The sequence below is a fragment of the Clostridium thermosuccinogenes genome, assembly GCF_002896855.1.
GTDB classification, from domain to species: domain Bacteria; phylum Bacillota; class Clostridia; order Acetivibrionales; family DSM-5807; genus Pseudoclostridium; species Pseudoclostridium thermosuccinogenes.
Map to the genome: position 1 here is coordinate 2,678,645 of NZ_CP021850.1, position 15,722 is coordinate 2,694,366.

General features: G+C 41.8%; 14 protein-coding genes and 1 riboswitch. Of the genes, 1 reads left to right on the forward strand and 13 read right to left on the reverse strand.

Annotated elements, in window-relative coordinates; translation table 11 throughout:
* Nucleotides 1-67: 67 nt before the first annotated feature.
* The 10 genes from CDO33_RS11640 to CDO33_RS11685 form a co-directional block, all read right to left on the reverse strand.
* Complete coding sequence (locus CDO33_RS11640) at nucleotides 68-808, reverse strand: amino acid ABC transporter ATP-binding protein (protein WP_103082114.1); 741 nt, start codon at nucleotides 806-808, stop codon at nucleotides 68-70.
* A 32-nt stretch (nucleotides 809-840) separates the two neighbouring features.
* On the reverse strand, nucleotides 841-1,608 hold the full coding sequence (locus tag CDO33_RS11645; protein ID WP_103082113.1) for an amino acid ABC transporter permease: 768 nt from the start codon (nucleotides 1,606-1,608) through the stop codon (nucleotides 841-843).
* Between the two features lie 84 nt (nucleotides 1,609-1,692).
* Nucleotides 1,693-2,505, reverse strand: a complete 813-nt coding sequence (locus CDO33_RS11650; protein ID WP_103082112.1) for a transporter substrate-binding domain-containing protein — start codon at nucleotides 2,503-2,505, stop codon at nucleotides 1,693-1,695.
* A 205-nt stretch (nucleotides 2,506-2,710) separates the two neighbouring features.
* Nucleotides 2,711-2,893, reverse strand: a riboswitch (Lysine riboswitch).
* Between the two features lie 165 nt (nucleotides 2,894-3,058).
* A complete protein-coding gene (locus CDO33_RS11655) occupies nucleotides 3,059-3,691 on the reverse strand; it encodes a GGDEF domain-containing protein (protein ID WP_161496701.1) in 633 nt (210 codons plus the stop codon).
* Nucleotides 3,692-3,874: 183 nt separating this feature from the next.
* Nucleotides 3,875-4,267 carry a hypothetical protein gene (locus CDO33_RS11660; protein WP_103082110.1) on the reverse strand — a complete coding sequence of 131 codons (393 nt, stop codon included), beginning with the start codon at nucleotides 4,265-4,267 and terminating at the stop codon, nucleotides 3,875-3,877.
* Between the two features lie 479 nt (nucleotides 4,268-4,746).
* Nucleotides 4,747-7,368 (reverse strand): ABC transporter permease, encoded by a 2,622-nt coding sequence (locus CDO33_RS11665; RefSeq protein WP_103082109.1) that lies wholly within the window; start codon nucleotides 7,366-7,368, stop codon nucleotides 4,747-4,749.
* Nucleotides 7,365-8,048 (reverse strand): ABC transporter ATP-binding protein, encoded by a 684-nt coding sequence (locus CDO33_RS11670; RefSeq protein ID WP_103082108.1) that lies wholly within the window; start codon nucleotides 8,046-8,048, stop codon nucleotides 7,365-7,367. Before CDO33_RS11670 ends, CDO33_RS11665 begins: the two co-directional genes overlap by 4 nt.
* Nucleotides 8,049-8,496: 448 nt before the next feature.
* The gene (locus CDO33_RS11675) at nucleotides 8,497-9,501 is read right to left on the reverse strand and encodes a sensor histidine kinase (RefSeq protein ID WP_103082107.1); all 1,005 of its coding nucleotides are present in this window, start codon (nucleotides 9,499-9,501) and stop codon (nucleotides 8,497-8,499) included.
* A gap of 12 nt (nucleotides 9,502-9,513) precedes the next feature.
* Nucleotides 9,514-10,227 carry a response regulator transcription factor gene (locus tag CDO33_RS11680; protein ID WP_422678804.1) on the reverse strand — a complete coding sequence of 238 codons (714 nt, stop codon included), beginning with the start codon at nucleotides 10,225-10,227 and terminating at the stop codon, nucleotides 9,514-9,516.
* A 334-nt stretch (nucleotides 10,228-10,561) separates the two neighbouring features.
* Nucleotides 10,562-12,046 (reverse strand): DUF1846 domain-containing protein, encoded by a 1,485-nt coding sequence (locus tag CDO33_RS11685; protein ID WP_103082106.1) that lies wholly within the window; start codon nucleotides 12,044-12,046, stop codon nucleotides 10,562-10,564.
* Between the two features lie 802 nt (nucleotides 12,047-12,848).
* On the opposite strand from CDO33_RS11685, the gene rbr reads away from it, so the two are divergent.
* On the forward strand, nucleotides 12,849-13,391 hold the full coding sequence (gene rbr / locus CDO33_RS11690) for a rubrerythrin (RefSeq protein WP_103082105.1): 543 nt from the start codon (nucleotides 12,849-12,851) through the stop codon (nucleotides 13,389-13,391).
* Between the two features lie 76 nt (nucleotides 13,392-13,467).
* Here the strand turns inward: rbr and CDO33_RS11695 are convergent, their stop codons facing one another.
* The 3 genes from CDO33_RS11695 to CDO33_RS20850 all read right to left on the reverse strand — a co-directional run bounded on the left by CDO33_RS11695 (nucleotide 13,468) and on the right by CDO33_RS20850 (nucleotide 15,651).
* Nucleotides 13,468-14,724, reverse strand: a complete 1,257-nt coding sequence (locus tag CDO33_RS11695) for a GGDEF domain-containing protein (protein ID WP_202972406.1) — start codon at nucleotides 14,722-14,724, stop codon at nucleotides 13,468-13,470.
* A 157-nt stretch (nucleotides 14,725-14,881) separates the two neighbouring features.
* On the reverse strand, nucleotides 14,882-15,508 hold the full coding sequence (locus tag CDO33_RS11700; RefSeq protein WP_103082104.1) for a GNAT family N-acetyltransferase: 627 nt from the start codon (nucleotides 15,506-15,508) through the stop codon (nucleotides 14,882-14,884).
* Between the two features lie 5 nt (nucleotides 15,509-15,513).
* Nucleotides 15,514-15,651, reverse strand: a complete 138-nt coding sequence (locus CDO33_RS20850; protein WP_161496702.1) for a hypothetical protein — start codon at nucleotides 15,649-15,651, stop codon at nucleotides 15,514-15,516.
* Nucleotides 15,652-15,722 lie beyond the last annotated feature (71 nt).

Sequence of the window (15,722 nt, forward strand, 5' to 3'; positions counted from 1 at the left end):
ATCCCTAACAAAATCGTGCTCAGTATACCTCATTTGTTCTGCGTCTTTATACCTTAAATTAACTGCATTAAATCTGGTTTAAGGTGCGTTTTAAGAATTCCCTGGTGCGTTCCTGCGCAGGGTTGTTGAAAATCTGCTCCGGACTTCCTTCCTCAACTATTACTCCGTTGTCCATAAACACCACGCGGTCGGAAACTTCCTTGGCAAAACCCATTTCATGGGTAACCACCAGCATGGTAAGACCGGTTTCAGCCAGCTCCTTCATAACTTTAAGGACCTCGCCCACCATTTCCGGGTCCAGCGCCGATGTCGGTTCATCAAACAGCATTACATCCGGCTCCATTGATAATGCTCTGGCTATAGCCACACGCTGTTTTTGTCCTCCCGACAGCTGTCTCGGTTTTGCATTCACATATTGGTCCATTCCAACAACTTTCAGGTACTTCATAGCCACTTTTTCGGCCTCTTCCCTGGAGCGTTTCAAGACCTTCATCTGCCCTACTATGCAGTTTCCTAAAACATTGTGATTGTTAAACAGGTTGAATTGCTGGAAGACCATCCCCATCTTTGTACGGTATTCATATATATCATGACCGTCGTCTAAAATATTCTGCCCTTTATAAATAATTTGGCCGCCACTCGGCTTCTCCAACAGATTAATACAGCGAAGCAGTGTCGATTTTCCAGATCCGGAGGAGCCGATGATACAAACCACTTCTCCTTTAGCAACTGAAAAATTTATGTCTTTTAGTACTTCATGACCTCCAAAGGACTTGCTCAAGTGCTGGATATCGATAACTTTTTCCATGGATTACACCCCTTTGTCTATATCCGGCTTGCTTAGCCATTTTTTGTCCTGACTTGCATATTCTGAGGTATTTCTGCTTGTATTTGACCCGCATGCAGGACATAATTCTCCGGGCCATCCATCTTCTTTTCAAGGTAGCGAAGAATCCTTGTAACCGAATAGGTCATAATAAAATATATAATGCATGCAATAAAGAACGGTTCAAAGAATTTAAACGTACTGCCAGCAATTGATTTGGTCTGGAAATACAGCTCAGTAACAGAAATAACATTTAGCACCGAGGTATCCTTAATATTGATCACAAACTCATTGCCTGTTGCCGGCAGTATATTACGAATGGCCTGCGGCAGCACTACATTGAACATTGTCTGGGTATGGTTCATGCCTATGGCCTGGGCTGCTTCATACTGGCCTTTATCTATGGAAATTATGCCCCCGCGGATAATTTCCGCCATATAAGCTCCAGTATTTATCGAAACTACTAGAATTGCTGCCACCATACGGTTCATATCCAGCCCAAAGGCTTGGGCAGAGCCGTAAAATATAACCATTGCCTGCACAATCATGGGGGTGCCCCGGAATATTTCTATATATGCTGAAAGAACAGCATTTGCAACTTTTAAAATCCACCTTTTAGCTCCTCTTTCCGGGACTGGAATGGTACGGATAACTCCCACCACCAAACCAATGACAAAACCAAAAACAGTACCGATTATAGAAACCAGCAGAGTCACACCCGCTCCCCTAAGAAGCATAGGCCAGTATTTTGATATTATTTGTAGAATAAGCTCAAAGCTCATTTTGCCCCTCCTTTAATCATAAATGAAACCGAATGCGTAAAAATGCACTCGGTTTCCATAAATCCTGTTTCTAATACCGGGATGTCAATTTGATGCCGGCTGGTTTTTTATTGCGGCATCCATAATGCTTATGCGTTCCTCTTCCGAGATACCTGCCAGTATTTCATTGATTTTATTTTTCAGATCACTGCCTTTTTTGATACCTACTGCAATTGACGTATCTTCCTCCGATGTCTCAAATCCATCGGTGAACACCACCATCTTGAAGTTTGGATTGGCAGCTTCAGCACTGACCCCTTCAGGGCGTTCGGACACATATCCGTCAATTACTCCCGATTCAAGGGCAGTTCTCATGGCAGGAAAATCATCCATGGCTGTCTGCTTGTCTACTCCCTCAATCTGATCTATTACCGTATAATGGAATGTGTTTAGCTGGGCAGTTATTTTTGCACCCTTGAAATCCTGTATTGAGGTTGCATTCTCATATTTGGAGCCTTTTTTTACAACCATAACCAGATCAGACTTATAGTAATCATCGGTAAAGTCGATGGATTCCTTACGTTCTGCCGTTGGTGACATGCCTGCAATTATCGCATCGATTTTGCCTGATGTCAGTGCCGGTATAAGGCCAAGCCATTCGGTCTTTACAATAACCAGCTCTTTTCCCAGCCCTTCTGCAATTCTCTTGGCAATTTCCACATCATATCCACCGGCGTATTCAGAACTGCCGTCTATTTTCACCGCACCACCGGAATCATCCGTCTGGGTCCAGTTAAAGGGCGGATAGCCTGCTTCCATACCCACCTTAAAGGTTTTGTCATCACTTTTTCGGCATCCTGACAAAAATACGGATAATGCTATGCATGCTGCTGCCAATAAAGATATTTTTTTCTTCATGAAACTCCCCCTAATTGTTAACCATGATAGCCCTTACTACCATATTATGTTTACTTTCATGTTTTGCAACATTAAATTATGATAAAATAACAAATGTCTGTACCTGGCAACACTATTCAGCTTTTTATGCTCTTTTACTTACCAAAAAAGACCTGAGGCATTCTCAGGTCTTAGTGTCAACAGTCACACCTAGTCCTTCTTTTGCCAATGAGATAGCACAACTCAATAAATCAGGCTTATTTATTGAGACAGTCTTGCAGCTCTTAACTGCAAGCCCAGCAAATAGCACTGAGTATACTATTCGCTTCGGCAGCGTTTCCTTCTCAATAGCATCATCGCTTCTCAAACTCCTCTAAAGACTGTTAAACGCCGCGCCTCTACCTCACCTGTCAAAAGTGAGGCTTGTTCTATTAAATTATACATATAGTCTACAACAACATATTACTGCTGTCAACATACTTTGATATTTTTTGCAAAACAGCGCATAAATAATACTACATCAGAAAAAGAACAAACTGACCGAATATCAAAAATCTACCATAAGCAAGCAAATTTAAACAGTTACGGTGGTGTTACGCATCTCCTTAGCTTTATACAAAGCCATATCCGCAGCCCTTATAAAACCCTCCAGTGAAGGCTCCAGAGAAGGAAAAGCCGTATTAACCCCCATGCTGATTGTAACCCAACGGGAAGCCGCGGAATGTTCATGGGGTATGGAAAGCTCTTCCACCTTTTTTCTCATCCGCTCTGAAAGCAAATAGGCTTCCTCCTTTTCAATGCCGGGCAGCAGTACTCCAAACTCTTCTCCTCCGTACCTGGCAACAAAATCTGTAGGACGCTCCAGGCAGCTCGACAAAGCTTCTGCTATCCTTCTTATACATACATCTCCGGCCTGATGTCCATAATTATCATTATATGCCTTGAAAAAATCCACATCCACTATAATCAGAGACAGTGGCATAGAATAGCGCTTGCACCTGTTCCACTCTGCCTCTATTGCCTTGTCAAAGGCGAAACGGTTGAAAACTCTGGTTAAGCTATCTGTTTGCGAAAGTATATCCAGCTTATGGTTTGCCTCCTCCAATTCCTTGTTCACCCGTTTTAACTCTTCGTTCTTTTCCTGTATTATCTTTCTGTTTTTAAAGTCCTCAATCTGCTTTTTATATCTCATGTATGATATAGCCAAAGATATCATTAAAAAGGTACTGCTGTTCAAATTATTGGCATACTGTACATAGTTGGATTTTTGAAAGCGGAGCATAAAAGCCATAAATATTATGTGAACCGGAAGATAGATAAGCAACATAGTTACAGGTTTGTAGTAAGGAATTACCGAAACAGCCACAGTGGCCATTATATATACAATGACCTACCCATATGTCAGCTGATCCAGCACCGATATCAACGCGCACCATATCAGGATATAAATGGTAAAAGCCACAAAAACCACCCGTATGACTTTTGCATGCTTAGAGATGTTTGCGCCTAATCTGCTAAATACCACCAAAAACACTATCATTGTCACAAGTAAGAGTATATACATGATACCATAGTAAATGCCAGGTTTTTCGAATACGCTCCCTTTTTTGAAAATGCAATAAGCCGTTATCACCATCATTTCAATAATGATGGAAGTTATAAGTGTAACCTTCGCCCTGGCCAGATTAATTTTATCGATTTCCTGTTCAAATTCTTCTTTATGTTTATCCTGAACCGATAATATCAAAAATTCTTTAATCCAATTTATAATATCTATTTTCATTATACAACACCTGTTTCCGGCTTCATTTTCTCTAAGCATGCCATATGCAAGGCAGCAACGTACTAAATGATGAATTCAGCCGTTGTAATCCAAGTAGCTCATCGTACCTTCCTTTACATCCCTTTTTGAAAAACAGCCTGCCAGCAAAGAAGAGTACAAGCCTAGGACACAAAATCATAATATCACAATTTTGTTTACTTTTACATAATTTTACGTCAAATTATAATATAAATTATTGGCTTAAAAGCAAAATAGCCACATCTAATATGGGTTAACCTGCAAAATTTGATAGATGCGATATGTATAATGAAAACGCTATTCATGTTTTTCGCGCTGACATAACAAGTCAGATCCATTGCAGAATTATACAAAAAATATTCCCAAAAAACTATATTCGCCTGTAATAAATACAGGCGAATATCTGCATATAAGGCATATAATCTCCAAAATTGAAAGTTATTTATGTTTTGCCGATCCTGCTATAGATTTTCATTTTTCAAGGCGTCCAGAATATTCTCCCTGCCTATCTTTCTCATAGAATAAATCATGCTGGAAAATACCACCAGGAATACACACGCTATGCTGATCAGTATGCCTTGTGTAGGCAGATAGAAGGCCATATCGACGCCCTCATTTACGCTTTGATATATCAGGTACGTAAGGAATATGGATACCGGCAGTCCGTAAATCAGTGCTTTCAGTCCGTAAAATATGCATTCGAAATTCATCATCCGCCTGAAACTCCTATCGGTCATGCCCACTGACTTCAACATGGCAAATTCCCTTCTCCTCAGGTTGACATTGGTGGATATGGTATTGAACACATTAGCTATGGTTATGAGGGATATCAGTATGATGAACCCATAGGAGAAAACCGACAGTATGGTGATGAGGTTCCGGTTGTCCTGCAGCATTTCAGCAACATTGTATATGTCCGTAGAACTAAGGCCTGCATCACTAAGTATCTTCTTCATATCCTCCTCTGCTTTGAAAGGTTTGTCGGAACTGAAACACATATAACCATTCCACTCCGGCTCAATATCAGCAAACAAGGACTTCTCCGCACCGGTATCAATGATAATCAGCACGGTATCTTTGTAAGCATAATCTTGTATACCGAAAGGAGCTTTGTCCGCCACAGCTGCTATTGCAATATCTGTTCTTCTCCTGTTCCCTTTTCCGTCGCTGTCACCATAGCCCACTGATAATGATAAGGTTTCAGGCTTATGCTCATCAAAAATGCTGGTATTCCTGTATTTTTGCATGTTTTGGTCGAAGAAATGCTGTTTGTCTACAAGAATTCCTGCCGGTGAAGCAGGGTTTTCAAACAGGGACTCCTCCAGACCCAACTCCCGCACATAATCGGTAAATGTATCATGGTCCACGCTGTATAAATCTACATGTACAAGAGCATCCTGCCCCTCAGATATATGACCCTGGCTCACCTTTTCCTCATACCAGGCTCCCTGCACCTGTTCTTTTTGGACTTTCACATCACAGTAAGTGTATCTTACCAACGCACCTTCCTTCACACTGTCCAAACTGAGGATATCATTAAAGGCACTGATTGTGGAATCCTTCAGACTTTTACTGTCTATACTATATAGAAGATCATATTTTTGATTCTCATAGACATTCATGACGCTGTCCCTTAAATACATGGAAAAGGCAGAAACCGACACAAACAGAACCACGCTTATAAACAGCGATATTACCGTGCTTCTATAGCGCCGGCGGTTCCTCTTCATATTTTTCATCCCCAGGTCGCCCTCAATTTTAAAAATCTTTCGGGTAAGCCGGGAGGTTTTTACCTGTTTTCCTGTCAGTTTAATTTCCGTGGTCTGCCGTATGGCATCCATAGCCGATACCCTGGCCGCACGCCGGGCAGGAATATAGGCAGATATTAAAATAGTAATAAGAGCTACCAAAGCAGCTACTACAATTGATAAAGGTGATACCGAAAGTCTTAATGAAACAGGGATATTGGTCGTTATCATGCTGGCAAAAAGATCTCCCACAAAGTAGAGGGTAACTCCTATGCCCAGAATTCCCGACATCACCCCCAAAGGTATCCCTATGACAGCAATTGCCAAAGCCTCAAAAAAAACCGAATGCTTGATCTGCCGTGAGGTGGCGCCGGCACAGGAAAGCAGTCCGAACTGCTTTTTGCGTTCGCTGACCGAAATGGAAAAGGAGTTGTATATCAGAGCTATCGATCCCACCATTATCAATACTATAAGAATAGCTCCAAGCCTGAGCAATACGGTATTAAAATTGTCAATATTGCTGACTCCCATAAATCTGAGCAACTCACTGTTGTAATCCAAGCCATTTTCCCCGATGTCTTGCAGGCTGTCGGCAATATCATAGATTTTGCGGGGATTTTTGGCTTTAAAATATATGTCAAGATCATCATCATCCGTCAATTCCTGCGGATTCAGCTTTGTTAATATGGTATATCCCGGTGCAAAGTAGTTCTCCAATCTGTAGGAAAGCCTTTTGCACACCCCAACCACCGTGAACGTTCTGGTTTCTTTTACCACAAGCTTTTCTAGCACTTCTCCATCCTCGCTGACGGCATAAGTGTTTTTCTGCCCCAGGACTATTCCGTCCCCCATGACACGATCACCCACATCAAGGGTCAGTGTATCCCCTATCTTGTATTGAACTCCGCCATTTCCCGATATATGGTCGGAAATCAAAATTTCCTTTTCATTCTCCGGCAGCCTCCCTTCTGTCAAATGCACCGGAAGGGTTTTAAAGGCTTTATCGTCCAATTCCATGATGTACAAATAGGGTTTGTATTCATTTATGCTGCCTTTCAATAATGCGTATCCTGAGTTTTTGACTACGGCTGCATCCTTTATGTCATCTCTCTTGCTGATAGCTTCGATGCCTTTACTGCTTACATCATAGGCAACCGCATGCCAGTCGCCCTCTTCCGCAATTGTGAATTTGATGGCGTAATTCTGAGCGCTGGATATAAGAGTTGTTACGGCGGTTATCATGGCAGCGGACAGTATGACACCGATGATGGTGACAATGGTGCGGGTTTTATTCATTATCAACCATTTCAATGTAACTTTATTTACTATATTCATCTCCGGATCACCTCATCCTTTGCAATAGCCCCATCTTCTATGCTGATTATTCTGTCTGCCTGAAGGGCTATTTTTTCATCATGGGTTATTACGATTAAAGTCTGGTTGTACTTCCGATTGTAAAGCTTGAGCAGGGAGATGATCTCTTCACTGTTTTTGCTGTCCAGATTCCCCGTGGGTTCATCCGCAAGAACCAAGGCGGGATTGTTAATAAGAGCCCGGCCTATGGAAGCTCTCTGCTGCTGCCCTCCGGAGAGCTGGTTGGGCAGATGGTGCGCCCGTTCCTTCAAGCCTAAGGTTGTAAGCAGCTCCTGCAGCCTGTTTTTGTCCTCTTTCCTGCCATCCAACAGCAAAGGCAGCGTTATATTCTCCTCCACATTAAGGACTGGAATGAGGTTATAAAACTGATAAATCAATCCGATCTGCCTGCGCCTGAAAATTGCCAGTCTTGATGAATCCAGGCTGTAGATATCCGTTCCGTCGATGTAGACCTTTCCCGATGTCGGAGTATCAACTCCTCCCAATATATGCAGCAGCGTCGACTTTCCGGAACCGGAAGGGCCGATGACCGCCACGAACTCCCCTTTTTCCACCGAAAAGGAGACATTGTTCAGCGCTGTCACCGCCGTATCCCCTTTTCCATATATCTTTGTCAGATTTTTAACTTGCAATATTGTCATAAAGCACCTCCAAATTTGTTTCATCCAAAACTCAAAAACCGGATTTTTATTCCATATTTTCACTGGTAGCAAGTCCGGCGACAATATTTTTACACCGGCATCTCCAAGTGTAGGTCCAAATATCAAGGGTGAGCCACATGCAAAAGGCAAGGCAACGGATTTGGTCCTGTAATTTGCCTTATCCTCTGCTATAGCAAATATCTATTAACTTATCTCCATTATCACCCACGATTTCTCATACCTTCAAAGCACTGCCAATAGTGAAAATAACATACTTATTTTCGTCTTAAGCATTCAAATTAAACACAGTTAAAGGCGAAAACCACAAAGATTGTACCATGTAAGTATCCGGTTTTTTGCGCATCTTTAATAATACAAGGGTAATTGTACTAGATGAAAATGACAATCCGGTGACTATTTTTGTGACAATTTAGTCACTTAAGGCTTGCTATATTACGGATTTGTATAATCGAATAAAAAAAGTGCTTCCCTGTCCAGGCTTGCTTTCCACCGTAATATCTCCCTGCTGATTGCGGATGATGCTCAGCGACATGGCTAGTCCGATTCCAACACTGTCAGGAGATGCGTTTTTGCCTCGGTAAAAACGCGTGAATATATGGGGTAAATCCTCTTTGCTGATGCCGGGACCGTTGTCGGCTATTTTTATTTCCGAATAAAGAGGGTTGTCCTGTATTGAAATATCAATTCTGCCCCCTTCGGGAGTATGCTCTATGCAGTTCTTTAAAATGTTAATCAGCGCTTCTGCAGTCCACTGCAGATCGCATTTGATTACCCTGTCTTCTCCCGTTATGGAATATGAAATATCCTTTATTTCCATGGAAATTAAAAGGGGACTCAAAGCCTTTTCTATAAGTGTGCGGGCGGAGATTTCCCGGGGATTCATTTCCAGCACGCCTGCATCCAGCTTGGACATTTTTAACAGGGAGGAAACCAGCCATTCGATCCTCTCCAATTGGGCATGTATATGGGACGTAAACTCCCGGCGTTTTTCCTCCGGCAGCTTTTCATCCCTCAGTAGATCAGCCATCACCATCATGGAAGTGAGAGGTGTTTTCAACTGGTGGGATATATCAGCCATCTGGGATGACAAAAGGAGCTTCTCCTTCTTTAACTGTTCATTATATTGGGAGAGCATCAAAGTTACCTTGTAGATCTCGCTTTTCAGTATGCTCAATTCCCCTTCCCTGTTATCCCGAATGTCCAAGGAATATTCTCCGGCGCTGATCCTCCTAAGATACTGCGATAATTTTGCAATATGCCTATAACGCCATGCAGTAAACAGAAAAAATACCAGGCACAGCAAAAAAACCGAAAGCAGCACAAAAAAGCCTGTTATTACGCCAGCCACAAAGCCTCCGGCAATCAGAATTGCAGATATGATTGAAACACTAACGAGCAATATTCTTATTTCACCGTTGCGAAAAAAAGCCATATGCTTCTTCTCCTATATCTGATATCCCAGTCCTCTCACGGTTTTTATGATGGTAGGGTTCTGGGGATCGTCCTCTATTTTCTCCCTCAACCTTTTTATATATACAGTGAGGGTATTGTCATTCACAAAATCCCCCGAAACATCCCATATGCTTTCGATGAGCTGGTTTCGGGTCACTATGCGTCCTTCATTGTTGATCAGGATGAGCAAAAGGCGGTATTCCAGCGCCGTCAAAAATACATCGTTTCCGTTTTTCCTGACTTTCCCCTCAGCAATATTTACAGTTACATTTCCATAATGCAGAACCGTGCCATCCTCGGCAGATTTATGAGTTCTTCTGAGGACGCTGCGGATTCGGGACTGAAGTTCCCTTATCCTGAAAGGCTTTGTGATGTAGTCGTCTGCCCCTATGTCCAAGCCCATGACCACACTGCCCTCATCATCCCTGGCAGTCAGGAATATTACAGGAGTGTCCCCCTTCATCTTTAACTTTCTGCATATATCAAAGCCATTTCCATCAGGAAGCGCTATATCCAAAAGTGCAAAATCAAAATCCGTAACAGATATTTTCTCCAGGGCAGATGCCATATCATAGCATATAGTAACCTCAAAGCCCTCCTGAGCCAACGAATATTCAAGGCCAAGGGCTATTGTTTTATCATCCTCAACCAGCAGCAGCCGTATTTTCTTATCCGTACCTTTTGAGCTTACATCAACCGAGCTCATAAAGTTCATCCCTCATTTATAGTTTTTGTTTTATTATATCACAACTTTTTCATATATCCGGACAATATCATGAAATGCTGTCACAAAGCAGGTAATAAATTTATATCACCTGTTTTTCATATTTTAACAAACAAGACAGATAAAATTAAATTTCAAATAGGCAAAGGACGGTGTCAAGCAATGCCTGCGGACTTGTGCCCATATAAAGGGAGTTAATTTGAAATCTCTTCATCATCTCATCTGCAAAATATCCGGGTACATTTGTAAAAATTCGTGTAAACAAGTATGAGCCATATCACCATTGGTGATACGGCTCATATTAAAACTGACAGGTTTATTTATGATAAAGCTTCTTCGATTGATATTGCGGCTCGCATGTCAGATTGACACCTAGCTTCTGAAACACATTTTCATCAACCCGGGACAGTATTACGGTTGAATGCGCCTCGCATCCCCGCAGCTTTGAAAGCTGCTGTATGGCCAGCGCTGCCGTAGGATTGGTGGTGGCACAGATGGCCAGTGCTATCAGTATTTCGTCGGTATGCAGCCGTGGGTTGCGGTTGCCCATATGCTTTACTTTTAAGGCTTGGATAGGTTCAATTACGATAGGTGAAATCAGATCCATATCATGATTGATACCCCCCAATTCTTTCAACGCGTTCAATAGCAAAGCCGCTGAAGCACCCAGCAAGGAAGAGGTTTTTCCTGTAACTATGCGTCCATCATTCAGTTGAAGGGCTACAGCAGGACCTCCTGTAGCTTCAGCACGCTTTAATGCGGCATCCACAACCGGCCGGTCTTTCGGTGATACACCTAACTTTTTCATCAAAAGCTCCAGTTTGTATACTTCTGCTTTTTCTGCCATGCCTTGAAGCTGTGCACATCTGGTATTGTAGTACCTGCGAATGACTTCCTGCTCCGATGCTCTGCATACAGCCTCATCGTCAGTAATACAATATCCGGCCATGTTCACGCCCATATCGGTAGGACTTTGATAGGGCGATTTGCCTGCTATCCTATCAAAAATGGCGTTCAATACGGGAAAAACCTCAATATCCCTGTTATAGTTGACGCTCGTAGTGCCATAAGCATCAAGATGAAAAGGGTCAATCATATTAACGTCATCCAAGTCGGTGGTAGCTGCCTCATAAGCGATATTGACCGGATGCTTCAATGGAAGGTTCCATATGGGGAAAGTCTCAAACTTAGCATAACCAGCCTTTATACCGCGTACGTGGTCATGATAAAGCTGTGAGAGGCATGTTGCCATTTTACCGCTTCCCGGTCCTGGAGCAGTAACCACAATAAGGGATCGGGTCGTCTCAATATACTCATTTTTCCCGTAACCATTTTCACTTACAATGAGTGGTATGTCAGAAGGATAGTCGGGTATAGGATAATGCCTGTAAACCTTTATACCAAGGTCTTCAAGCCGCTTTTGGAACAAATCGGTCGAAACTTGCGGCCGGTAACGCGTGATAACAACGCTTCCCACATATAGACCGATTTCACGGAATGCATCAATCAGGCGCATAGTTTCCTGATCATATGTAATTCCAAGATCTCCACGGCGCTTGCTTCTCTCTATGTCATCAGCCGATATCGCAATCACAATCTCTACCTGGTCTTTGAGCTTTAGAAGCATTTTTACCTTGCTGTCCGGTTTAAAGCCAGGAAGCACACGCGAAGCGTGATAATCGTCAAAAAGTTTTCCTCCAAACTCCAGATACAGCTTTCCTCCGAAGAAATCTATCCTTTCAAGAATTTTCTGAGATTGCAGGTGAAGATATTTGTCATTGTCAAATCCGATTTTTTGCATTTTATTTCTCCTATACAATGCATTATTAGTAGTTAGCTTCGATAAACTTATACAATATCATATAGGTCAAGTAGCACCTATACCTATTTATATTAACATAATACAGCTTTTATATAAATTCCTCTGCAAATAATAATACATAACAAAATCACTGTCAACCGTCTTTTCCATGTGTTGCAGAACTATTTCCATGCCATGCTTTGATTCCTTCACAATAATGCACGAAAATTAAATATCTTTGATTTGCGCAATAATTCCTTAATCAGAATTAATACCATTTGTTACAAGGAAAAGTCAGCAGATTTCAGGCTTTGAAGCGGTTCTACGCAATTTAACAATGATTGACAATTTTAGTTTGCTTAGTTATAATGACTATAAAGTGATAATGATTTTTGTCTATTTATAATAATTATTGTTTTTATTATGAAGTATAAGAGAATTATAAAAACTAAAAAATCGTGATTTATTTAGCCTGCAAATAAAGGCTTGTATCCGTTAGTGAGAGTATTTATATCAGAGTTATATGATTGCTATCATTACAAATTTCAATCCACAGCTTGAAACTTGTTTTGATTCAAGAGCATATTTCTTAGCTTGTAATACAGGCTTTTGATGTTATTGCTGAGTTTAATAAAAAACATATATGTTTTTATGGCTCTCATAATCCAGATTATAGCATAATAAAACTGCTGTTTGGCATATGCTTATATTATTGTAATAAGTTAATTTGCTTACTAAATAAACTTATTTAGTCATACAAATTAGTTTAATTAATTTATTTTTAAGTAAAGGAGAGGTTGCTATGGCTGATATCAAAGGCACAAAGACAGAAAAAAATCTCATGACCGCATTTGCGGGAGAGGCTCAGGCACGTACCAAGTATACATATTATGCTTCTCAGGCTAAAAAAGAAGGCTATGAGCAGATAGCAGCAATTTTTATGGAAACAGCCGAAAACGAAAAGGAGCATGCCAAACTTTGGTTTAAACTGCTGCACGGAGGCTCCATAGGCACTACCGCAGAAAATTTGAAGGATGCCGCCGCCGGTGAAAATTATGAATGGACCGACATGTATAAAACCTTTGCTGAAGAAGCTCGCGCTGAAGGTTTTAATGAAATAGCCGCCATGTTCGAAGGCGTGGCAAAAGTGGAAAAAGAGCATGAAGAACGCTATTTGAAGCTGTTGGAAAACGTTCAAAACGGAAAGGTATTCCTTAAGGATGATACAGTGGTTTGGAAATGCAGGAACTGCGGACACATCCATGTTGGCAAAGCAGCTCCGGAGCTCTGCCCTGTGTGCAAGCATCCTAAGGCATTCTTTGAACTCAAAGCTGAAAATTATTAATTTTAAGAAAAAACCTCCGGTTCACCACCGGAGGTTTTTATTTTTTACTCGTTGGTAAAACTATCAGACTTGCCTTTCATTTGCAAACACAGTTCCTGCCTTTTTTCTTTGCCCGGTACAATGCGGTATCCGCAGCCTTGATCACCTCATCCGGCTTCCTGTGCTTGTCGCATCTTTCCGCAGCACCTATGCTGACAGTGACAGAGAGCTGCTTCCCCTTTGCTGTTCCCGAACCACGCTTTTTGGGCTTTTTCTTAGGACGCTTGTGGCTTCGCAGGGTAAACTTTCTTTTGGCTATAGCCTCCCGTAACTCTTCTAAATACGGCAGAGCTTCCTTTACCCCCTTGCCCGGGTAAAGCATTGTAAATTCTTCGCCACCATAACGGAAAGGTTTCCCCCCTCCTCCTGCATCCCTCATGACGGCAGAAACCATGCGAAGTACCTGGTCCCCCACATCATGGCCGTAGGTATCGTTGAACTTTTTGAAAAAATCCACATCCACCATCGCAATGGTATAATGTCCGCTCAATTTCATCATTTCATGCTTCAAAGCTCTTCGCGACGGAAGTCCTGTCAGTTCATCCCTGAAAGCCATAAAATAGGAATCCTGTATGATGGCGATTAACATGACCAAGCCTGCAAAAGCATAAAACACAGGAACTGCCAGATTTTCACCTTGAAGTCCGGCAGCAGCTGCCGACATTGGAATGACGGCCGTAAAGGCCATATCAAAAAAGGATTTGCATATTATACCTCTGGCCATCAATACTGCCATAGCCAGAAGGCTCACGATCATGGATGGCTGGGATATTCCCGGAAGCAAACTCCCTACCTTCCATAACCGGCTTGTTGTAAATACGGAAGATAAGCTATGCCCATTAATTCCTGACCACCACAGAAACAAAAGGCACTGCAGGATCAAAAGCATGATTCTTAAAGCACCCCAAAGGGTGAAAATCCCCCTCTCCTTAAAAAAGGAGAACACGAGAATATTAGCGGGAATAAATATTCCCATGAACACAAAAGCTTCGTGTTGGAAAGACTCCGGCGGAATTACTGTAGGTAGCTTCAACGCAAGCAAAGCCTGGCATAATGCCATGGACAATATGCAAAAAAATACCCGGCTTCGGTTAAACTTCCAGCTCATTACCGCCAAGGCGGCAAACAAAGCTAAATAAGCATATCTGGTAACCGTCTGAAAAGCAGGCGTCATATGATGCAAATTTATGTAATATAATACGGCTCCCAGAAATAACCCTGCCGGTATCAATATCAAAACAGCCGTCCTTAAGTAACGCTTCAATTCCCTATCTCCCCATCCATTATGTCCCATTTGATTTCTTATTTCGACATAAAGTGAGGCATTCCCTTCCGTTTTTTCTATACTTTTGCATTAATAGGGCTAAATCCTTATTTTCATATAGTACAAAATAACTATATAAAATAAGTCTAAACATTATAAAAGCACGACTCGACATATCCCTGATTTTTTATTTTTCAGACGATGAAGGCAGCTTATTTGCTGTACCATATCCGGCCAGCTTTTCCTTGATCATTTTCCAGGCCAGCCTGTTGTTTTCTTCATAATTATCAGCCTTCCAATTTACAGGCTTTTGACCCATGTATGGCAAAAACCCGAACTGGGAGTATATATTAATCGCTTTATAGCTCCATGTCTGGGTGGCTAAGTAGATGAAATCCTTATATCCTAGTTCGTTGTATACATCCATTATCTTTGTCATCAAAGCTTTAGCCAAACCTTTGCCCTGGTAGTCAGGGGAGGCTGCCACCCAATGAACCCTTTGCAGGGTTTTGCCAAAATGCTCGCCAGGCCATAGGGAAGCGGTTGCTGCCGCCTTTCCGTCACCATCAACGACAAAAATGCACTGCTTTGGCAATAGCTCCGGCAGCTTCAAAAATTCTCTTTCAAAGATATCTTCCGCTTCTTTCAAAGTATCGGTCAGACCAGAATCAAATATCAATTTTGCCCACTTCTCTTCATCTCCCGGCTGATAGCCTTTAAAAGCAAAACCGCCAGGCAACTCATAGCGCGGGTAGTTTGTCGTATCGGTTTTTACCATTATCACGCCGATATACGGAATTGATTTATCCAGCATTCTTATCACCTCATAGAAATTTCAGGCAGGATTTCATATAAGACAATAGCCTTTCTTAATATCATCCTACTCAGCAAAAGCCGGATTTTCAACATAAAATCAAAGCCTCCGCCTTGAACATCCATACCCTTTTCAATATCCATAAAACCCTAAACTTATATATCAGACAAACTCATCTTGCTAGGTTCTGTTTAAGTTAAGCTCTTTCCACCAG